The 19,652-nt window shown below is 49.5% G+C and carries 24 protein-coding genes; 13 read left to right on the forward strand and 11 right to left on the reverse strand.

Annotated features, from left to right (window positions below):
- Window positions 1-54: 54 nt before the first annotated feature.
- Window positions 55-1,842 carry a C10 family peptidase gene (locus JIN82_RS01750; protein WP_200309912.1) on the reverse strand — a complete coding sequence of 596 codons (1,788 nt, stop codon included), beginning with the start codon at window positions 1,840-1,842 and terminating at the stop codon, window positions 55-57.
- Between JIN82_RS01750 and JIN82_RS17685 the strand changes: the two genes are divergently transcribed.
- Complete coding sequence (locus JIN82_RS17685; protein ID WP_200310018.1) at window positions 1,820-1,897, forward strand: Beta-galactosidase C-terminal domain; 78 nt, start codon at window positions 1,820-1,822, stop codon at window positions 1,895-1,897. The genes JIN82_RS01750 and JIN82_RS17685 overlap by 23 nt on opposite strands.
- A gap of 221 nt (window positions 1,898-2,118) precedes the next feature.
- Here the strand turns inward: JIN82_RS17685 and JIN82_RS01760 are convergent, their stop codons facing one another.
- The gene (locus JIN82_RS01760; protein WP_200309913.1) at window positions 2,119-2,763 is read right to left on the reverse strand and encodes a 3-keto-disaccharide hydrolase; all 645 of its coding nucleotides are present in this window, start codon (window positions 2,761-2,763) and stop codon (window positions 2,119-2,121) included.
- Window positions 2,764-2,934: 171 nt separating this feature from the next.
- Complete coding sequence (locus JIN82_RS01765; protein WP_325099458.1) at window positions 2,935-3,660, reverse strand: thioredoxin family protein; 726 nt, start codon at window positions 3,658-3,660, stop codon at window positions 2,935-2,937.
- On the opposite strand from JIN82_RS01765, the gene JIN82_RS01770 reads away from it, so the two are divergent.
- Genes JIN82_RS01770 through rsmI form a run of 3 tightly spaced genes read left to right on the forward strand, consistent with a single transcriptional unit; the run spans window position 3,649 to window position 5,826 of the window.
- The gene (locus JIN82_RS01770) at window positions 3,649-4,578 is read left to right on the forward strand and encodes an outer membrane protein assembly factor BamD (protein WP_234041700.1); all 930 of its coding nucleotides are present in this window, start codon (window positions 3,649-3,651) and stop codon (window positions 4,576-4,578) included. The two genes, JIN82_RS01765 and JIN82_RS01770, sit on opposite strands and share 12 nt — an antisense overlap.
- 20 nt (window positions 4,579-4,598) lie before the next feature.
- Window positions 4,599-5,102: an LPS assembly lipoprotein LptE gene (gene lptE, locus JIN82_RS01775; protein WP_200309915.1), complete on the forward strand. Its 504-nt coding sequence runs from the start codon at window positions 4,599-4,601 to the stop codon at window positions 5,100-5,102.
- Window positions 5,103-5,121: 19 nt separating this feature from the next.
- Entirely contained in the window at window positions 5,122-5,826 is a 705-nt protein-coding gene (gene rsmI, locus JIN82_RS01780) for a 16S rRNA (cytidine(1402)-2'-O)-methyltransferase (protein WP_200309916.1), read from the forward strand.
- A gap of 18 nt (window positions 5,827-5,844) precedes the next feature.
- Here rsmI and JIN82_RS01785 read toward each other — a convergent pair whose 3' ends face one another.
- Window positions 5,845-6,264 carry a (deoxy)nucleoside triphosphate pyrophosphohydrolase gene (locus JIN82_RS01785; RefSeq protein WP_234041701.1) on the reverse strand — a complete coding sequence of 140 codons (420 nt, stop codon included), beginning with the start codon at window positions 6,262-6,264 and terminating at the stop codon, window positions 5,845-5,847.
- A gap of 114 nt (window positions 6,265-6,378) precedes the next feature.
- On the opposite strand from JIN82_RS01785, the gene JIN82_RS01790 reads away from it, so the two are divergent.
- From JIN82_RS01790 to JIN82_RS01805, 4 genes are all read left to right on the forward strand, one after another.
- On the forward strand, window positions 6,379-7,179 hold the full coding sequence (locus JIN82_RS01790) for an MBL fold metallo-hydrolase (RefSeq protein WP_200309918.1): 801 nt from the start codon (window positions 6,379-6,381) through the stop codon (window positions 7,177-7,179).
- Window positions 7,180-7,260: 81 nt separating this feature from the next.
- Window positions 7,261-8,235 carry an ABC transporter ATP-binding protein gene (locus tag JIN82_RS01795; RefSeq protein WP_200309919.1) on the forward strand — a complete coding sequence of 325 codons (975 nt, stop codon included), beginning with the start codon at window positions 7,261-7,263 and terminating at the stop codon, window positions 8,233-8,235.
- A 71-nt stretch (window positions 8,236-8,306) separates the two neighbouring features.
- The gene (locus JIN82_RS01800) at window positions 8,307-8,708 is read left to right on the forward strand and encodes a hypothetical protein (protein ID WP_200309920.1); all 402 of its coding nucleotides are present in this window, start codon (window positions 8,307-8,309) and stop codon (window positions 8,706-8,708) included.
- 30 nt (window positions 8,709-8,738) lie between these two features.
- The gene (locus JIN82_RS01805) at window positions 8,739-9,008 is read left to right on the forward strand and encodes a TlpA family protein disulfide reductase (protein WP_200309921.1); all 270 of its coding nucleotides are present in this window, start codon (window positions 8,739-8,741) and stop codon (window positions 9,006-9,008) included.
- A gap of 52 nt (window positions 9,009-9,060) precedes the next feature.
- Here JIN82_RS01805 and recF read toward each other — a convergent pair whose 3' ends face one another.
- Window positions 9,061-10,122: a DNA replication/repair protein RecF gene (gene recF / locus JIN82_RS01810; RefSeq protein WP_200309922.1), complete on the reverse strand. Its 1,062-nt coding sequence runs from the start codon at window positions 10,120-10,122 to the stop codon at window positions 9,061-9,063.
- 138 nt (window positions 10,123-10,260) lie between these two features.
- Here recF and JIN82_RS01815 point away from each other — a divergent pair, with 138 nt between their 5' ends.
- Together JIN82_RS01815 and JIN82_RS17060 are read left to right on the forward strand one after the other, a co-directional pair.
- Window positions 10,261-10,875 carry an RNA polymerase sigma factor gene (locus JIN82_RS01815; protein WP_200309923.1) on the forward strand — a complete coding sequence of 205 codons (615 nt, stop codon included), beginning with the start codon at window positions 10,261-10,263 and terminating at the stop codon, window positions 10,873-10,875.
- Window positions 10,876-11,117: 242 nt separating this feature from the next.
- The gene (locus JIN82_RS17060) at window positions 11,118-11,267 is read left to right on the forward strand and encodes a hypothetical protein (RefSeq protein ID WP_234041702.1); all 150 of its coding nucleotides are present in this window, start codon (window positions 11,118-11,120) and stop codon (window positions 11,265-11,267) included.
- A gap of 153 nt (window positions 11,268-11,420) precedes the next feature.
- On the opposite strand, the gene JIN82_RS01820 is transcribed toward JIN82_RS17060, so the two are convergent.
- Window positions 11,421-12,188, reverse strand: coding sequence for a hypothetical protein (locus JIN82_RS01820; protein WP_234041703.1), 768 nt, complete (start codon window positions 12,186-12,188; stop codon window positions 11,421-11,423).
- 418 nt (window positions 12,189-12,606) lie between these two features.
- Between JIN82_RS01820 and JIN82_RS01825 the strand changes: the two genes are divergently transcribed.
- Window positions 12,607-12,810, forward strand: coding sequence for a hypothetical protein (locus JIN82_RS01825; RefSeq protein ID WP_200309925.1), 204 nt, complete (start codon window positions 12,607-12,609; stop codon window positions 12,808-12,810).
- Window positions 12,811-13,877: 1,067 nt separating this feature from the next.
- Here the strand turns inward: JIN82_RS01825 and JIN82_RS01830 are convergent.
- Together JIN82_RS01830 and JIN82_RS01835 are read right to left on the reverse strand one after the other, a co-directional pair.
- Complete coding sequence (locus JIN82_RS01830; RefSeq protein ID WP_234041714.1) at window positions 13,878-15,092, reverse strand: alpha-L-fucosidase; 1,215 nt, start codon at window positions 15,090-15,092, stop codon at window positions 13,878-13,880.
- Window positions 15,089-15,412, reverse strand: a complete 324-nt coding sequence (locus JIN82_RS01835) for an alpha-L-fucosidase (protein WP_200309927.1) — start codon at window positions 15,410-15,412, stop codon at window positions 15,089-15,091. Before JIN82_RS01835 ends, JIN82_RS01830 begins: the two co-directional genes overlap by 4 nt.
- Before the next feature lie 331 nt (window positions 15,413-15,743).
- Between JIN82_RS01835 and JIN82_RS01840 the strand changes: the two genes are divergently transcribed.
- Together JIN82_RS01840 and JIN82_RS01845 are read left to right on the forward strand one after the other, a co-directional pair.
- Complete coding sequence (locus JIN82_RS01840; protein ID WP_200309928.1) at window positions 15,744-16,661, forward strand: hypothetical protein; 918 nt, start codon at window positions 15,744-15,746, stop codon at window positions 16,659-16,661.
- A gap of 15 nt (window positions 16,662-16,676) precedes the next feature.
- A complete protein-coding gene (locus JIN82_RS01845; protein ID WP_200309929.1) occupies window positions 16,677-17,138 on the forward strand; it encodes a hypothetical protein in 462 nt (153 codons plus the stop codon).
- Window positions 17,139-17,284: 146 nt separating this feature from the next.
- Here the strand turns inward: JIN82_RS01845 and JIN82_RS01850 are convergent, their stop codons facing one another.
- From JIN82_RS01850 to JIN82_RS01860, 3 genes are all read right to left on the reverse strand, one after another.
- The gene (locus tag JIN82_RS01850; RefSeq protein ID WP_200309930.1) at window positions 17,285-18,262 is read right to left on the reverse strand and encodes a S1C family serine protease; all 978 of its coding nucleotides are present in this window, start codon (window positions 18,260-18,262) and stop codon (window positions 17,285-17,287) included.
- A gap of 209 nt (window positions 18,263-18,471) precedes the next feature.
- Complete coding sequence (locus tag JIN82_RS01855; protein ID WP_200309931.1) at window positions 18,472-19,041, reverse strand: hypothetical protein; 570 nt, start codon at window positions 19,039-19,041, stop codon at window positions 18,472-18,474.
- A 24-nt stretch (window positions 19,042-19,065) separates the two neighbouring features.
- Window positions 19,066-19,650 (reverse strand): RNA polymerase sigma factor, encoded by a 585-nt coding sequence (locus tag JIN82_RS01860; RefSeq protein WP_200309932.1) that lies wholly within the window; start codon window positions 19,648-19,650, stop codon window positions 19,066-19,068.
- Window positions 19,651-19,652: the final 2 nt, after the last annotated feature.

Raw genomic sequence — 19,652 nt, forward strand, 5'->3', positions numbered from 1 at the left:
ACTGATGATTAGATTCGCAAGTTTACTGTGATTTCAGCGACAGTTAGTTGCTCGTTAGTCGCGCACGCGCAGACGGAAAAATAGCTCCGCACAATTATCTAAAGAACAACTAAGCTTCATGCCTGAGCTGTCACGTGTGCAGCCGATGCCCATATCGCCACCGTCCTCTTCAGCATCATACCAATCCGCTAGATTCTCGGAAAACTCGATGCGTAGCGAGCTGGTATCCACAGCCGCATTTAACGGCACATCCATACTCACTGCGCCAGAGGCGTTAACCACGACACTTGGAAGTTCGTTAGGCTGACTCTTATCAAAGCCCAACATATCTTCGATCACGTTAGGAATTAAATCACCATCAGAATCATCTAGGTCATCCACACCGCTGGCACTCACGGTCAATGTCATTGGTTCCACAATAATATCTGTCTGGCCACCGTCATAAGTCACAAAAGCCCCCAAAGTATGCTCACCTTCAGCCAGATCAGTCAGGCTCGTTAGGTGGATATCTTGACCAGTCAATTCACTCGCTAGACTCGCACCAGTCACGGTATTTAAATCCGTATCTTCATGAATCACCGTCCACTTATCTTTCGACGAGTTGTAGCTAGATACGGTAATTTTCTCCACCTCACTATGCAGGCGTTTTGGCAGAATCCAATAAACATCAACTTTATCAACACTCGCTGTGGCTTCAAGAAACGCAGGAAACGCTAACATCCTAGGACGAATCATGAACTCCGTGCGAGTGAACCCGTAGGGATCACCTAGCAGTTCTGATTGCTCGTTAGCTTTCCACCAACCATCATAGTTACCATTCCAGCCGTAATTCATGTGGTAATACCAAACACCATCAACCTTCTTCAGACCATCAGCGACAATTTTATGCCCAGGAACTGAGACAGCACAAGGCAAGCCCGCTTTCAAACTAGTACGTACTTGGGAGGCAACTTGATTTTGGGTACCGCCAAAACCAGTTATGTCCTCATAAAAAAAGTGATTTTCTAACGCACGCGCAGAATCGTATCCATTCCCGCCAGTTGAACCATATTTGTAGATCACCTCAGAGGCAATACCGACGTCAGACAACAACTGCCCAACAGAGTGCTCTTGCTCAGCTGGGAAATTTGAAAATGGATCATAATGCAAAAGCATATTCGCCCAGTCATAACGATGTTCGTAGTTTGCTGACAATGATAGAGGAATCGCCTTATCGCCACCTGGGTTAGAATAACTACTCTCACCGTGTCCCCTAACCGGCCAGCGGTGGTAATACATAATCTGGGCAAATGCCAAGGGTACACAACCTACAGCCGCATGGCCACGATATTGCTCTTCTGACAAAGTTATCTTATTATGCGTGGGCGTATACAAGTTATACGGATGAGCCTGGTTCCACGTTGTCTCCATCATGGGCTCAACAACAATATTTTCCGCTAGTGTGCCGATTTCTGGCACCTCCGCCGCTAAGCTCAGCGTGGCCACGGAGGGAGCCAAGTCTAATTGAGCTAGATGGCTATCAAGCATGGCAAAAGCTGGTGATTCTGGCTGGCTGGTATCGTACATGCCTTGCTCGCTGAATGCCACCACCAGGCCAGTTGCATCATCACGGTTCAATACCATGTACCCAGCTGGGGAAAAGTTGATGATATAAACTGCCTTTTCTGCATCATCGTTAGGGTAAATTGATAGAGTGTCGACTTCACGATCCGCATCGTTCATAAGCGAATGTTTTTCCATCCATTCATAAGCACGAGCGACAGCAATGTCAGAGCTTAGTAGTTCCGCTGAAACAGACAAATAGGGGGTTAATAATAGTGTGAGCGCTAGATATCTTTTCATACTAAATTTCACCCCTACCGAGCAAACCCTTCAGCTACAAGCACTAAAAGCATAATCAAACAGATAATTCAGGCTAAAACGAGCAAGCTGAGTGGATTCATTTAGAAGTCCATTTCCAAGGCAAAAAAATACCCACAACATAGGCTGAAGCAAATTCAGTCCCAGTTGTGGGTAATCAAGGGATGACACGGAAGCTAACAATTAGCTAAACCACTAGTCTATCCCCCTGTTAAAATTTGAATAAATATTCTGCTAGTTGCAGAGATTTACCAGCAACTAGTTAGCTGGAAGTTCTTGAATGCGCAGGTTGCGGAATTTCACACCAGCACCGTGGCCGAGCAAGCCAAGACGGCCATTTTCATTCCAAACACTTTTGTGCTTAGGTTCCAATGTTGGTTTGATCTCAGCTAGGTTAACATCAAGAATCACTGTACCGTTCAGAGTCACTTTCAAGTCGTCTCCATTAACAGCAATTTCCTGAGAGTTCCACTCACCCGTTGGCTTGAGGTATCCTTGTTTTGCACCAGCCCAACCATAAGCACTACCGTGGTACTGATATGGTTTCAGCTTTTTCTCTTGATAGGCAGGGTTATCCAAAATCTGGATCTCCATCATGTTTTTTGGATTCACCTTAAGTGGCGCGCGCAGCGCAATGCCATTATTTCCTTTTGCGGGAACGATGAAGTCAAAACGCAAAACGAAGTTTTTGTACTCCTTCTCCGTCATGAGGTTCTTTTTGCCATCACATGAAAGTACGCCACCTTCGATGGAATACCCTTCTCCATTGCCGTGCCAGCCAGAAAAATCTTTCCCATTAAACAGGGCCACAAATCCATCCTCTACCACAACGTTATCAGCTGATAGAGAAAGCGTGCCTAGCAGTGAGAACAACAATACAGACTTTTTGAATAATTTTTTCATAATTGAACAATCCGCAAAACTTAATACAAAAAACATATTTGCGGCACAACCACTAATACCTACAGGAAAACGAAAACTATCATCAAGTCCCCAATTTGGCACCTAAGGTCTAATTATCTGATAAAACCTAGCCATAATTGATAAATTCACGGCGATATGCTGAGCCACAGCTTACCGCTTAGGGGTGAAATAAACTGGCTCGTTACCAGTCTTCCACTTGATATTACATCCACTACTGAAGGAATTTTTGATTCCATCGATGCGCCCAGCTAACATCAAATCAACAGCTGCCCGCAACGATGAAGCAGTGACATCCACTCCATTCGTGGGCCGCGCAGGACAGAACTCACCGGCATAAGCCAGCTGGCCATCGCCATCAAAAAGATAGAAATCTGGCGTGCAGGCAGCGGCGTAGGCGTGGGCCACGTTTTGGCTTTCGTCGTAGAGATAGGGAAAATTCCAGCCATTTTGCACGGCAAATTCTACCATCTTCGCAGGTGAGTCCTGCGGGTAATTCGCCACATCATTAGAGTTGATAGCAATCGTACTGACCCCCAACTCAGCGAGCTCTTGGGCATACTCGCCCAGCTCTTTAGCTAACATAATAACAAATGGGCAATGGTTACAGGCAAATACCACAAGCGTGCCATTGTCGCCAAACAGCTCAGCAGATTGGTAATTTTTTCCCTCTGCGTCAGCCAGCTGGAACGCTGGCGCTTGCTGTCCTTTTTCTAATGTAAATGTGGATTTAACTTCAGCCATAATCAAAGTACTAAGCATGAACTTAGCTAGGTCAAGTGAGATTCCCAAGCAGCTGCCGCGCCGCTCGTCACCTTCTAAGCTGATATGACTTGGCATTTTAGAAGAATTGCCTAAGTTGCCCGTATGCGTTTTCACAAGCTAGCCATTACAACCACATGTCTGACGCTACTAGCCTCATGCAGTAGCGACCTCCCTCCAGCCGCTGGGTCCGTTACGAGCGCCACCATGGCAGCTGGTGAAGCCTTGTACCAAGAGGGCCGCAGCTATGAAGCCGCCGGCAATGACAAAAAGGCGATCTCTCGATATAAGGAGGTTTACAAAAAATACCGATACGCCGACTCCGCTCCAGAAGCAAAATTTCACGAAGCCGAATTGCTCTACAAACAGGGCAAGTTAGTGAACTCATTTGACGCCTATCAGGAGCTGATTGAAAATTTCCAAGGCAGCCGACACTATCAAACTGCCTTCGATAGACAGATCAAAATTGCCCATCAAGCTGCTGACGGCATCATCAAAAATAACTTCCTCGGTCTGAAATCTAAGATTGGACCCGAGCGTGTAGAGAAGATGATGAGCAAAGTGCGCGACAACGCACCCAAAGCACCAAGTGCCTCCGCTGCGCAGTTTGCCATTGGAGCCAGCTGGCAGGAATCGAAGATTCCAGACAAGGCCATCGGCGCGTACCGCCAAGTTTCTCTCAACTATCCCGAGAGCAAAGAAGCTCCAGAAGCACTCTATCGTGTGGGTGAGTTGCTCATGATGAAGTCTGAAAAAGGCAACCAAAACCTAGCTAACTTGGACAGCGCACGCAACGTCTTTGAAGATGTGATTCTGCAATACCCGAATCACAAACGCGCCAAAGATTCACGCGCTAACATAAAGATGATCCGTAGTCAGGACATCACTCGTAGCTTCGAAATTGGTAAATTTTACGAAAGTAAAAAAGAATACCAATCAGCCAAGTTTTATTACAACGACGTCTTGAAGAAAGCGAAAAAAGGCAGTGATCTTGAAAAAGAAACCCGCCAGCGACTCGCTAACTTAGGTCAATAATTCATCTAGCTTCCGTGGCCATGCGCTATCTGCTCACCGCGCTCATCGCGCTCGTTCTCTCCGCCTGCCAAGGCTATCACATCAATGGCACCAAACCTGATTATCTCAGCGAGATCAAAACGGTGGCGGTGCCGCAGTTTGATAATGATACGCTAGAAGTGCGTCTAGGCTCTCTAGCAACGAACTCAGCTGTCGACTCTCTAACTCGCGATGCCACTTTCACTATTGGCAATGCCGAGGACGCAGATGCCGTGCTCGTTGGTAGAGTAACTAACGTCAACTACGGCCAGGTGAGTTCATCACGCATTGACTCACTGCGCTCAGAGGAACTCAGCGCCACCGTGATCATCCACTGGAAGCTGATAGACAATACGACCCAGCGCGTTCTTGATCAGGGATCATCCCGCGGAACCACCAGATTTATCGCTGACGGCAACCTGCAAACAGCCAGACGCAATGGCATGCCTGACGCCACCAAACGAGCTACCGATAGCATGGTGCTCACTCTAGCTAACGGATTCTAGCCACTAGCAAATTACCAGCATGATCACCTTTGTACCTACGCCTATTGGCAACCTATCAGACATCACTCTGCGCGCACTCGACTCACTGCGTGAGGCGGACATGATCTGCTGTGAAGATACCCGTCACTCGCGGCCACTGCTCAAGCACTTTGAAATTGATAAAACTTTGATTTCTCTGCACGACCACAACGAGGCTCAGCGTGTCGACGAGCTGATAGACAAAGCAACTAATGGAGCTAACATCGCCGTCATCTCAGACGCCGGCATGCCAATGGTCTCAGACCCCGGCTACCGATTGATGCAAGCTGCGCTCAAACATGGCATTGCCGCCACCGTGCTGCCTGGTCCATCAGCAGTGCTCACCGCGCTCGCTGGCTCAGGATTCCCAACCCATGCATTTTTCTTTGGTGGCTTCCTTTCAGTAAAAAAAGGCAAACGTCGCACGGCGCTAGAAATTGCCTCACAGGCAGATTTTACCAGTCTATTTTTTGAGTCACCACATCGCATTGGCTCCACTTTAGAAATCATCGCTGACATCAATCCTGAATTGCCTGTATGTGTCGCCCGCGAGCTGAGCAAAAAATTTGAAACCTACCACCGCGGCACAGCTGCTGAGGTGCATGCCTATTTCCAACAACGCAAAGCCAAAGGGGAAATTGTTCTGGTGATCAACAAAGAAGCCGAAGTCTTTCCAGCGGCCTCAGTCAATCCACCCGCTGTCTAGCTAATCACCAGCTAGGTGTTAGCTCAGTGGCTCAGTTTTCACCGGCGTGAGCCCACCGTCCTGCAGTACTTCCTCCACAATCTTAGCGTCCGCCGCTGACCAATCGAGCCCGCTGAGTTGCTCAATTTCTAACCACTTCAGTTGTGCGTGTTCTAGCGCTTGCGGCTGGCTAGCTAGCTGACGACAATAATACGGCCACAGGCGGATTTTTATGTGTGGGTAGCTGTGAGTGACCGGCTGTAGTGGGCGGAAAATCGCCATATCACAGTCCAGTTCTTCAGCGATTTCTCTTTCCAGAGCAACTTGCTGGCTCTCGCCGTCATCAATTTTCCCACCGGGAAACTCCCAAGTACCCGCATTGCTTTGATGGCTAGCACGTTGGCACGCTAGATATTGATTTTTTTCATTTACGATGATGGCACAAACAACCTCAACCATAAGCACAGTAACTACTGGCCAGCATTGCTAGACAAGGGAATTATCTTTCGGCAGCTGAAACTAGCCAAATCACCCAAATATAGGTATAGTATAAGTATCTCACCTACAACGACCATGATTTTAGAAGACGATCCACAGGACAGTTTGGCCAAAGCGATGCGCGGTCTCGCGCTCACGCCGGAGAGTTTATCGCAGCGCTCACACCTGTCGCTGGCTGACATCGAGCTGGCGCTAGCAGGCCAGGCACCGCTTGAGCTCATCAAGTCAGTCGCCGCTGCGCTACAGCTAAATACCACAGCATTTGACCGCCTAGCCCACCCCTATCCAGTGCCAGAGCTGCCTGATGCGGTGAAATGTTTCACCTCAGAATTTGGCCACCAAGGCGTCAATGCCTTCCTCATCCAGCTGGCGGACAAGGCGATATTGGTAGATACAGGCACCAGCGCCAGCGAGATTGCTAAATTCATGCGCGACCACAAGCTGGAGCTGCAAAACATCTTCATCACCCACCAACACCACGACCACATCGGCGGGCTCAAAGACCTGCCGCACGTGAATATTCAGTTCCCCGAGCACCTCAATGTTGGAGAGACGATTCCGCTAGATGATGACCATTCATTAGAAATCCTCGACGTGACAGGCCACGAAACATCTGGCCAGCTGGTCATTGCCCGCGCCTATCGCCTGCTAGGATTTGAAAAAGATATCTGCATTGTTGGCGACAGCCTGTTTGCTGGCTCAATGGGCGGCACGAGGAAAAATGAATTCTATCAAATGGCGGTGAAATCGCTCAATGACATGCTAGAAACCCTGCCCGCTGAGACTATTTTGTGCCCGGGTCACGGTCCACTAACAACGGTATTTGCCGAGCGCGAACGCAACCCATTTTATCGAGCAAAAGCCGTGTTATTCTAGCCCAATAGCAATCAGCTAACTTGAACCTTGAATCCTCATGGCCGCCACCTAGCATGCCACTGCCAATCGCGCGCCATTACCATGCCATTACTTGAGGTCAACCAGCTGAGTACCCGCTTCCATACCCGCAACGGAATTGTCCACGCGGTGGAAAACCTGTCCATGCAAGTCGGCCACGGTCAGACGCTAGGCATCGTCGGCGAATCTGGCTCGGGCAAATCAGTCTCCTGTTATTCGCTACTCGGGCTGATCCCCCAGCCTCCGGGAAAAATCCACTCAGGTAGCGCGATGTTTGATGGCACCGACCTGCTAAAAGCGAGCGAGCCCGAACTACAAAAAATCCGCGGCAAAAGGATCTCGATGATTTTTCAAGATCCCATGACATCGCTCAATCCCTACCTGAAGATTTCTACCCAGCTGATAGAGCCGCTAGAAATTCACCTAGGAATCACCGGCAAACCAGCACTAGAAGCCGCCATTGAATCTCTAGCTGAAGTTGGCATTCCCGAGCCAGAAAAACGCATCCACAGCTACCCACATGAATTTTCCGGTGGTATGCGTCAGCGTGTTATGATCGCCATGGCGCTGATCACCCGCCCCGAGCTGCTCATCTGTGACGAGCCAACCACCGCGTTAGATGTCACCGTTCAAAAACAAGTGCTAGACCTCATCAAGGCGCGGCAGAAAGAGCTCGGTACCGCTGTCATTCTCATCACCCACGATCTCGCAGTCGTTAGCGAGTACTGCGATCACGTCAATGTCATGTACGCTGGCCGAGTCGTCGAAAGCGCGCCAGCTGACCTGCTTTTCAGCCACCCACGCCACGCGTATACGCGCGCGCTGCTCAAGAGCATTCCAGCTAACCATAAGAAAGGTGAATCGCTCTACACCATCCCCGGCATGCCGCCTAACCTCAGTAACCCGCCAGCTGGATGTTCATTCCAGCCACGCAATACCTTAGGCAATGCCAAGCTCTGTGAAACATCTAGCCAGCCAGAATTGGTAGAAATTTCCCCACAACATTGGGTGCAAAACTGCCCAGGATGCCTCGCCTAACAAACCGATAGACTTTTACTTTCTAGCTTTTTAGCTGGCACCATGATAGATGCTGGCGCTAAATTGCTATCATGTACAAGCAACTACTGTGCGGCTTGATCAGCTGTACGATTCTAACTCATGCTTCTGCAGAATACAGAACATGGACTAATAGCGATGGAACCAAGACCTTCAAAGGTGAGTTCCAATCACAGGAAGGTGACAAAATCACCGTAAAAATGCATGGCGGTAAGAAGGTGACCTTCTCCGCTGACATGCTCAGCGAAGCCGATCTAGAATGGATCAAGCTAGCTAAAGAACAACAAGAGCTCAATGCCAAGCAAGATGCTGAGGTGGCCAAATACGCCAACTCAAAAATGGGCACCGCGCTGAGCAAAAAGAAACTCAAAATCCTTGAAAGCAAGCGCTTTGCCTCCTACGAGATGACAAAATCTCCAGAGTACTTTCTACTCTACTTTTCTGCTAGTTGGTGAGGACCTTGCAAAACTTCAGCTCCACAGTTGGTGGAGAAATACAAAGAGTCTATCCAAAATAACAGTCAGGTTGAAATGATTCACATCAGCCGCGACAGAGATAAATCAGCAGCCCTCGATTGGGCAAAACAAGAATCTTTCCCGTGGCCAACTTACCTTCCGGGCGATACGCCAGATGACATCTGGAATCTCAAAGCCACTTTTGTCCCATTTTATTGTTTGGTTGATAGAGACGGAAATAAATTAGCTGAAGGGTCAGCTGCCTGTTTCAAAAAAATCAAAGAACTCAGCGGCAACTAACAAATGAGTTACTCTCTAGCCAGCTGGAAATTTCTAGCTGGCTAGCAATCCATTATTCTATCAGCTCGCATACTCCTGAGCTCACCCGATAGCGTGGTGCCTCAGTATAGGTGCCGTCTAACCAGTCTAGATTGGTAGTGGTGATCAACTTCTGCGCCTGCTCAGGAAGTCTAGCAAACACAGCATTGCGCCGCTGAGTATCTAGCTCACCAAAGATGTCATCCAGCAGATAGACTGGCAATTTCCCCCGCGCCTGCTGCAGCAGCTCACCTTGGGCTAACTTGAGAGCCAGCGCAATTGTGCGCTGTTGCCCTTCGCTAGCAAAATCACCCGCCGGCATACCATTGATCGTTAGCTTCAGCTCATCACGGTGCGGGCCCACCACCGTCTGCCCAAGCCGCCGTTCGCGCTGTTCTGTCATTTGTAAATTCTCCGCTAGATCATCACCAGATCCAGATTGATAGCTCAGCGCCAATGTCTCATTGCCCGCGCTGATGCTGCGCTGCACATCGCCAGCTAGCTCGCTGAGCCGCTCAACCATTTCGCTGCGTTGCTGGCTGATCAGCTGGCCATTTTCTATCAATATCTGCGCGTAAGCATCCAACTCAGCCTGCGAGCTTCGCTGATCTTTGAGCAAGTGGTTGCGAGATTTCAGCGCACGCTGGTAGCGCACCAGCGCCACTCGGTATTCCAGGCTCAGCTGGCTGCCGATGAAGTCGAGGTAGCGACGACGCACGCTGCCACTGCCGCGGATCAGCTCGATGTCTTCATTGCCCATCCACACGATCAGCCCGCCAGCGGCTAGATACTCAGCTTGGCGATCTACCGGCTCACCTTCCACCTGCAATTTCATGCCCGCATGCGACGAGTAGCGAATTTGCAGCTCAGAATCCCAACACGAGCCAGCCACTCCCAGCTCGTTATTTTCAAATTTCACCATGTGGGAATTTCGCCCCGCACGAGGTGAATGCAGCCGCACCAGCATGCAAACTGCCTCCAGAATCGACGTTTTCCCCTGCGCATTATCCCCTACAAATAAGGCGCCAGACGCGTTCATTTCGAGCGACAAAGACTCAAAACAACGGAAGTTCATCAGGCGCAGTTGCGAAATCATGCCCGAAGCTAGCCAGCTGGGAAAAAATTTACAGTCATGATTTCAAAAGATTCGAGCAACTTCTGCGTTGCCACGGTGTTCTTTCTAAATCATAAGATGAGTGTAAGTTTAGCAAATACCCGTACGATAACTCAACCCATGATGTCCGCTCTCTCAGAATCTTCCAGCTCAAGCCCACGAGATCAGGAAAATGAGATAGACGTGGCATTGATGTTGCGTGTCAAAGACGGCGATGAAAATGCCTTTGCTCAGCTCATCGAGCGCCACCAGCACGCCGTGGTAGGCACCGTGGCCAAGATGCTCGGTAATAGCTCAGAATCCGAAGACATTGCCCAGCAGGTATTCATCCGCCTGTGGAAAAGCGCCAGCCGGTACAAGGTGAAAGCAAAATTCACCACCTACCTGTACACCATCGCGCGCAACCTCGTCTTCAACGAAAGCCGGCGCAAAAGCCGCAAAAAAGAATTCTCCATCGAAGAACGCGAAGACGAACACCACCTGCAAGCTGCCGACGAATCCAGCCTCGACCCCAAACAACAAGCTCTGCAAAACGAGCTGCAATCAGCCGTCGACAAAGCCATTCAGAATTTGCCAGAAAAACAACGCCTCGCCGTTGTCCTGCGCCGCTACGAAAATATGCCCTACGAGGAAATTGCCGACATCCTCGAGCTCAGTATCTCCGCCGTCAAAAGCCAGCTGTTCCGCGCCCGCACCACCCTGCGCGACGAACTCGCCAAATATCTCGACCAATAAGCTAGCTGGTTAGATAAATTTACCAGCCTAGCTCTCTCTCGCCCCTTCAGGGCTTATTGCTTATTTTTGGGCAATCCCCCCAGACCTGCGGCTAGGCCTTCAGCCTTACCTTGCTCTGGGCTGCAATCTCTCGGTCCTTCGGACCTTTTCCCAGCAATCTAAACATCGTGATCGTTAGCAAAATCTAGCAGAAGAAGGGCCCTTCACTCCCATTATCTATCCAGCTACTTCCTTCTAGCTCCTTGCTCACCACTGGGCCGAAGGTCCATAAATCTCTCCAGCTACTTCCTCCAGCTACTTCCTCCAGCTACTTACTCCAGCTACTTACTCCAGCTACTTACTCCAGCTACTTACTCCAGCTACTTGCTTACCACTGGGCCGAAGGTCCATAAGAACAAAGCCCAGGGCTTCAGCCCTGGGAACCGCCCACCAGAAAATCAGCCTGCTGAAAGTAGGCCAGAAGCGCCGAATCTGAACCTCTTCTATCTAGCTAAGATCACTTGGGCTCCCCGCGAGTCCACTAGATAGGTAACCTGAGCTAGTAGCTAATCACTGCATGGATTTTTACTACCCTTGTTATCCCTATCAATGGTGACATCGTTTACATGATCATAAATAACATTTGCGTCTTTGAAGTCTATCTCAAACTCGTTAGAATTCACTACAGCTTCTACAGTTAGACTTTGCAACTTTGTGCTTCGATTAACGGTTAACTCATCCCCCATATAGGCCTGATATTTAATACTCTTTGGCAATTTAATCCCCCCCTCAACAGCTGGCACCTCATCCCAATCAGCATACTCGAATATTTGTGTAGAATCATCAGACTCATAATGCTTCTTCATTTTAGAAATACTGAATGGGTCAAAAGTTCCAGTGAAATCATACCTAACTATTTTACCATTTGAATCTTTGCGTATTACATAAAAACCACTTTCAGTCCTGACTATTTCAGGTGACTCAAATGACTCATTTTGTAAGCTGATACTAAACAGGTCAGGACTTGCATAAGTATAAAAGGCTTCTACAGCAGCATCTGGTAATAGGAATTCATACACAGACAGGGGATTACTGATCACCTCAAACTCAGGCTTTTTAAACAACGTTTTATCAGTGATTGCGCCCCATGCATATCCGTCGTCCTCCCTATAAAAATAATAATTCTCACCGTTAAACGTTGCCTTACGATAACCTGAGCTGATCTTTGTATCTTCAAAATACACTTTGATAGAAAACTTATCTCCAGAAAATATATGTTCACCAATTACATTGTACGAATCTGGTAGATGAGGAGAATTAATCAAATCTTTCATGTACGGCGACAATCTAACATCAGTAATAACCGTATACTTTAATGGTTTTATATTAGATAGATTTTTTAGCATCGACCTAGCTGATCCCTCATCTACTAGATCAGCATTACAGCTAATATTCCCCACTAGCAGGCCCAATACAGAAATGCACCATTGTTTTGTCATAATAATACATGCTGTCATACAGAACCAAGATTAGCCTAGCAAGTAAAACAAAATAATCCTACGCTAATTCGTTAGTAGTACTCACAGCAAGTTAACAACACATGTAGCTAACATTCCAGCTAGCTTGCTTTCTTTTCGTTGAGCTAGAGCAAGTAGCTCAGTAAACTTAGCAAAAAAAGTCCTCTCCCTGCTTCAACAAACAAAACCTAACACAAACGCTAAACTTCCAGCCACTGTCATCCGCGCCAAAGCTTTGTTATCCCTGAATCACAATACTAGCCGACGTTACCTCTACGAACGCGTGGGCCTAGACGTCTCGCCGAATCCAATCAGCGCCCGCGGCAACAACAAAGTACCATGCTCAGGCATCTTCATTGGTGCCGATATCGATCCTGAAGAAATCCTCAGCATCACACGGGAATACCTCCACCCAGAGTGCTATTTGGCAGTAAAATGAACTATCCCCCGATCTATCTCTTCAAGCGGCAGATCAGTTAGGCATCCTAACTTCATTTCACTGCGAGCCATGTCCAGATATAACAATACGCCGAAGGCGTGAAACAGCCTAGCCTATGGTAAGGCAGCCCCAAAGGGGCAACGCAACCATAGGGTATCGCAGGCCATGGCATAGGAGCTCTGCAAGAGCGAGACAGCGTTGCAATGATTTGTTAGCATCTTGGATACAGCTTGATCATTATCGCAAATTTACCTGTCTATTTTCCTCAACACTAAAATTAGGATATCATCTATCAGCAAACAGATGAAGTCACACAGCTGGGACTATTTGGCCAAGCTTTAGAGACGAGCATCGTGTGCATGGGTTTTGCTCAAACATGGGCTTAACTGAGATGGAAAGCATGCTTAGCGTTAGGCTTTGCGCTGCGAGTTGTCTCGCTCTTTCAGAGCTGGCTGTTTGGTGTCGCTACCTAGGGGGGCGTTGTACCTGCGGCACGGCCTCCCCCTAGGCTAGGCTGTTGCACGCCTTTGGCGTAGGGCCATCTAGCAAACCAATGAGTTCATCAAATTCTTGCATGTAGTTTTTGAGTTATGATATACACGTTACTTCCATTCTAAGAATCCCCGACCTGAGATGGAAAGTAGGTTTAGTGTTAGGCCTTGCGCTGCGACTTGTCTCGCTCTTTCAGAGCTGCTGTTTGGTGGTGTCGCTTCCTAGGGGTGCGTTGTACCTGCGGCACGGCCTCCCCCTAGGCTAGGCTGTTGCACGCCTTTGGCGTAGGCCATCTAGCAAACCAATAAGTTCATCAATTTCTTGCATGTAGTTTTTGAGTTATGATATACACGTTACTTCCATTCTAAGAATCCCCGACCTGAGATGGAAAGTAGGTTTAGCGTTAGGCTTAGCGCTGCGACTTGTGTCGCTCTTGCAGAGCTGGCTGTTTGGTGGTGTCGCTTCCTAGGGGTGCGTTGTACCTGCGGCACGGCCTCCCCCTAGGCTAGGCTGTTGTACGCCTTTGGCGTATTATCATCAGCTAAACTAAATGTAGCTCAGCTAGAAAACTAACATCACTTTACAGCTGGCACTTGACCTTCAAATGAAATTCGGAATGCGTGTGCGTAGTCGCTGGCTGGTGCGGCTGGCAGGGAGATTTCTAGCCCTCTATCAGTCTGTTGCCATTGCAGCTCGCCGTCGCCGCCTAGCATCTCAATACGGGTGATCTTGTCAGCGTCAAATTTTCCCGCCTTGAAGCTCTCTATCACCAGCTTTTCATCTGGCCAATCAAGCACGGTGGCATAGAGCAGCGTATTAGCCTTATTGCGTGTGAAGCGTATATCTTTGGTGGTGCCGGTGATCATTTCTTTGTAGTTCTCCACTTTGATAGACTTGGTCGGACCTTCGCCGAAGATGACATAAGGACGAGTGGCATAGATCGCCTCGCCGTTTACTTTCAGCCACTTACCTAACTCTAGCAGGCGCGTGCGGTATTCATCCGGAATGGTGCCATCGGCCTTCGGCCCGAATGCCAGCTGCAAGCAGTAGTTTTTACTAACGAGATCTACAAAGGCATCCACTAGGAAATTGGGTGTCTTATAGTTATCGATTGTGGAATAACTCCACGACTTGATGCTGATTGCATCATCCAGCTGAGCGACGTGCGGGCTGATCTGCCATGCGCCACCACGCTCCTGATCTGGCACGCCAATGACTTCGGGATGGAATTCTTTCCAACTCTTGTAGTTGATAACCACATTTGGGTCACCATAAGTTCCACTGCCCCAATCGATTGCCTTGTTATAATAATAAGCAAAAAAATCGCGGCGGGCATTCACAAATGCATCGCCAGCTGACGGATGTGTCCAGCCCCAATCAAAATAATAAAGATCCGGCTGGTATTTGTCGACCAGCTCCGTGGTGCGCTTCCACCACATGTCGACAAACTCAGGCGTGGCTCCCCGCCCATCGGTATAGAGCCCATGGGTAGCTGGGTCACTTGCATCAAAACCGTTAGCATGGTTGTGGTTGTAGAAATGGAAGTTGAAAGCAAGATGGTTAGAGATGCCAAATTTCATGCCGCGCTTACGCACTGCTTCGGCTAGCTCGCCAGTCACATCTCGCTTCGGCCCCATGTTTTTCGAATTCCATTTGGTGTGGCTAGAATCGTACATCGCAAATCCATCGTGGAATTCTGAGAGTACGGTGAAATATTTAGCGCCGGCATCTTCCGCCAGCTGCACCCAATCATCCGGATCCCATTTCTCGGCTTTGAAAAGCGGAATCAGATCCTTGAAACCAAAATCCTTCTGGTCGCCGAAGTTTTTTTATGGTGCTCGAAGTGCCAGTTAGCATTACTAGTATCATACATGTGCCACGCATACCACTCAGCCGCGTGGGTGCCGGCGTAACAAGGAACCGAATAAACACCCCAGATCGGCCAGACGCCCAGCTTGGCATCCTGATACCATTCCGGCGCCTGATAGTTGGCTAACGACTCATAGTCCGATTCATATTTCTGCTCAGCCTCTACCGTTAGAGCTGATGCAAACGCGACGCCCAGCGCGGCTGGTAGACAAAAGGTTCCCTTGGCTTGTTTCATCATCATCTTGATCCCTGATATTTATTCCTCCATTCAAAAAAATGCAGTGATGTGCACTTAATCATGCTCCTTTTAACCCGCAGCTAATCGTACGACAAGATGGATTTAATAATCTAGAATATATGACAAAATGGACATGCCTATCTCTGTACAGCGGCCACTAACAAACCTACAATCTCCCGCCTCTCCCTCTGAAACCGAATCTAGCGGCAGAACTAACAAACCATCATAATTTATAAGCTATGATATTAATGAACGATTCCAGCTGGCTAGGATTCTGGCGTTTGCATCCAGCCAGCTCGCTAACAATCTAGCTAGATTTTCTACTAGAGCTTGCATGCTAGAGCTGGGGCAAGTAAACCCTTTGGCGATGGACGCGGTAGGTGAAGCATTTCTTAGTGATGACCAATGGCGAGGTCTGGCTGCTAGACACCTGCAGCGGGCGCGAGAGATCACCGCGGGTGCACGCAAACGGCGCGACTCACGCCAGCCGCATCCGATATTGGATTTTCTCTTTATTTACTACCCGTTTCCCTTTGCCAAGATAGAGAAATGGCACCCGCAGCTAGGGCAGGTCTTGCAGCTGACAGATGGAGGTGAGAATCCATTCACCAGGAAACACTACCAGCTGGAAAATGGGCTCATTAGGCTCCAGCCAGCGGCACTGGACGAGGCGGCTCGCGGGCGGTTGCAGTCGATTCTCGACCTGCAGCGGGCGATTTCCCAACGACCGGGGAAATTTGCCTGTGGCTTGATCCACGAATGGGCGATGGTTTACCGCGGCAACCGCATCAGCTATCAGCTGGATACGCCGCTGCGGCTGAGCCAGGCGGAGATTGACCGCCATGTGGAATCGCAGCGCTGTGTGTGCACGCATTTTGATGCTTATCGGTTTTTTGCCGAGGAAGCCAAGCCGCTGAATGCGCACCAGATGACTACGGCATCGCGCCACCAGCTAGAACAGCCAGGCTGCTTGCATAGCAATATGGATTTGTACAAGTGGATCAGCAAGTGCATGCCGTGGATGGGATCTGAGCTGCACTGGCAAAGTTTCCAGCTGGCGATGAAGGCACGTGAGCTGGACATGCGGGCAAGCCCGTACGATGTTTCAGCTTACGGCTATGAGCCGATCTGCGTGGAAACTTCCGCAGGTCGAGCAGAATTCGAGCTTGAACAACGCGCGCTCAGCCATCATGCACAGGAGATCAGAAACTCATTCATCCACTCACTTAGCCAGCTCATCGCCACCAGCTGAGTGAGTACCACGCGTATGGAAAAACAAGATATCGTTAAGCAGCTCATTGATCAACTTGAAGAAAAGCTCATGGTCATGGCGCAGGCAGCTCAGGAAACTCACGAGGCATCTACCGGCTCAGAAAATGCTGCTGAGGGGAAATATGATACACGCGGGCTAGAGGCATCGTATTTGGCCAATGCGCAGGCTGAGCAGGTGAAAGTGATGCAAAGCCAGCTGGACTCGCTGAAATCTGTGACGCTGGAGAAATTTGAGCTGGGTGAGCCGATTGACATCGGTGCGCTGGTCGAGCTAGATCGCGAGGAAGAGCTGGAGTATTTCCTGCTGCTGCCATCTGCTGGTGGCCTCACCTTGCCGTTTCGAGATTCTACGCTAACAACGATTGCGCCTGAGTCGGCATTGTTCCAGCAGCTATTCCACCGCGGGCTGGGCGATATGATCGAGCCGGGTGAAATGCTCATCCTCGGCATCAGTTGATTTTTTCCCAGCTGGAAAACTTGCTAGCTGGCTAGCTGGCTAGCTGAACCTGCGAGCTGGATGCGGTAGGCAAAAAGAAACCCCAAGCCTCCCGCGAGAGACCTGAGGTTGATGATCTGTAAATCAAATCAGCACTAAAAGCTATTTTAGCGGCCACCTAGTAGCTGCATGCCACGTCCGGAGATGTCCATCTGTTCGATGAGCTCGCGCACGTCGTCTGGCACAGCGGCTTTGTCGATGTCGCTATTGTAGGGACCTTCGAAGACCACTTCGCCTGAGGCATCACGCACACAAACGTCACGCCCGTCGTCGTTGACATTGATTTCTACTGATTTGCCATCTGGCCCTTGAAAGCGGATTTTGGCTTTGCCTGACTGGATGCCTAGGCGCATGCCTTTGTCGGCGCCACCGGGTGCAGCTTGTGCATCGGGCATGAACTCAAGTGCCTGGTCGAACTGCTGATGCAGCTGGGCTAGGTCCCCTTGAAGCATGCGCTGGATGTGCTGGCGGTCAGCTTCGGGCAATCTTTCGAGAAAGCGATCAAACTGCGGCATTTCATGCACACCACGCTCAGCGACCTGAGGCATGGCACGAGCGCCTAATTTCAGCTTGAGCTGGCTAGCTTCGCCGCCGCGGATGATGTCCAGAGTGACCTCATTGTCTGGCTGGAATCCACTCACCGCTCGGCTCAGGTCATGCTGGCTGGAGACTTCTTGATCAGAAAATTTAAGCAAGACGTCGTGAACTTGCAGACCAGCGGCTTCGGCTGGGCTATTTGGGGCGACGTAGCGAATGACTAATCCTTGATTCGGATTCAATTTCAGCTGGGCGGCTAAGACCTGGGTCACAGGGCTGCCTGATACTCCCATCCACGCTCGCTGGTTTTGGATTTCCACAGCTGGAGCGGGTTCAGCGGCTTGGGCCAGATCGGCAGCTGGGGCCTGCTGTTGTGCTGCTTGAGCTTGCTGCTGCGCGATGGCATTGGCCTGCGCGGCGATAGCTGGAGGAGCAGCCTGTTTAGTTGGGCTCTCAATATCTGATAATGTTGAGGGTCGTTCTATTGCGGGAGCGGGCACTGCTAGCCACACGGAAGACAGGCCAATTAGCAATGATTTATTTTTCATAGACGATAGTTGATTAGAGTTTTACTTACTAACTATGAGCGCAGTTCGCCAGCTAGTTTGTTTAATTATTAAGAAAATAATTCACCCCGCTACCAACTAAAACCATTAACTGGCATGTGCTAAAAAAAACTCTCTAGCTGAAATCGTTCAGCTAGAGAGTGATAAATTTTCCCATCCAATGATGAGCCTGTGATGTATTTACTGAGAAACTATTCAGTTTCTACAGGCAGCATGATGTAGCGTACGCCTGGTCGCTCGACATCGTAAACTCTGCCGTTGCCGTCTTTGAGCTGGATGCGGTCGAGCACGTCAATTTTGAAGAATCGATGAGGCACTTTGCCATCTTCGGTGACGATGCCAGCATCGCTAGCGCGGACCACGTTCTGCTGAACAGAATCAGGTACAACTACGGTAGTCGCTGGAGTTGTCATTGCGCCATTGATCACTGTCTGTGGCGGGCTGGCTACTTCAGGTACTGGAGGCAAAGCGGCATTCTTCTGTGCCATGCTAGCTGACGGGTCAGTATCACCAGTAAACATCAGAGCGGAAACGGCTCCCATGATTGCCACAGCGGCGGCGGCGGCGGACATGCCCATGCCCCATTTGAATTCTTGCTTGGTTGGGGTGTCCTGCGGGAAAGCAATTACTTTCTCCTCTTCTGCAGGAACATGATCTTGCCAACGGCACATCGCTTGCTCCATTCGGGCCAGCATGTCAGAGGGCATTTCCTCTGGTTTGAGCTGCTCGAGTTGTGATTCGAGTTTGCTGAGATCGTCCATAATATCTAGTTGCTTGAATGCTTGTTAAAGATCACCACGTTTTCTTGCGGCGTCCAGATGTTTTTTCAGATGCTCCAGACCGTATCGGTATCTGGAAGCAGCTGTATTGAGTGTAATTCCAAGCGATTGCCCAATCTCTGCAAATGTCTGTTCCCCCCAAATTTTCATGGTGAGGACTTCTGCAAATTTCTCAGGTAGGTTCTTGAGTCCGTCTTGAAGAATCGCACTGGTTTCTTCGTTGACTTCATCACTATTGAACCACGGTTGCTCGGCACCTCCCGTCATTACCTGACGGTCAGCTTCGACTTTTTCTTCTCGCAAGCGACGACGATCGTTTTTACGTCCGTAGTCGATGGCGAGCCGACGGATGGCGGTATAGACGTATGGCAGCCATGCTTCTTGGCCACCTTCGAATGTTCCTTCATCCACTTTACGCGCTAGCTTGACCAGCGCGTCCTGCAGAATGTCTTCTGCATCTTGAGTCGACCTCGTCTGCTGCCGCGCAAACAATAACAACTTGGACCCGTGTTCGCTGAGCCAAGGTCTCCACTTAGTGGTGACTGATGCGTTATTTGCGTTGTTCGCAGAATCTGTCTCTTCTTCTATCATAG

Origin of the sequence: Persicirhabdus sediminis (genome assembly GCF_016595495.1) — a bacterium.
Taxonomy (GTDB): Bacteria; Verrucomicrobiota; Verrucomicrobiia; order Verrucomicrobiales; family Akkermansiaceae; genus Persicirhabdus; species Persicirhabdus sediminis.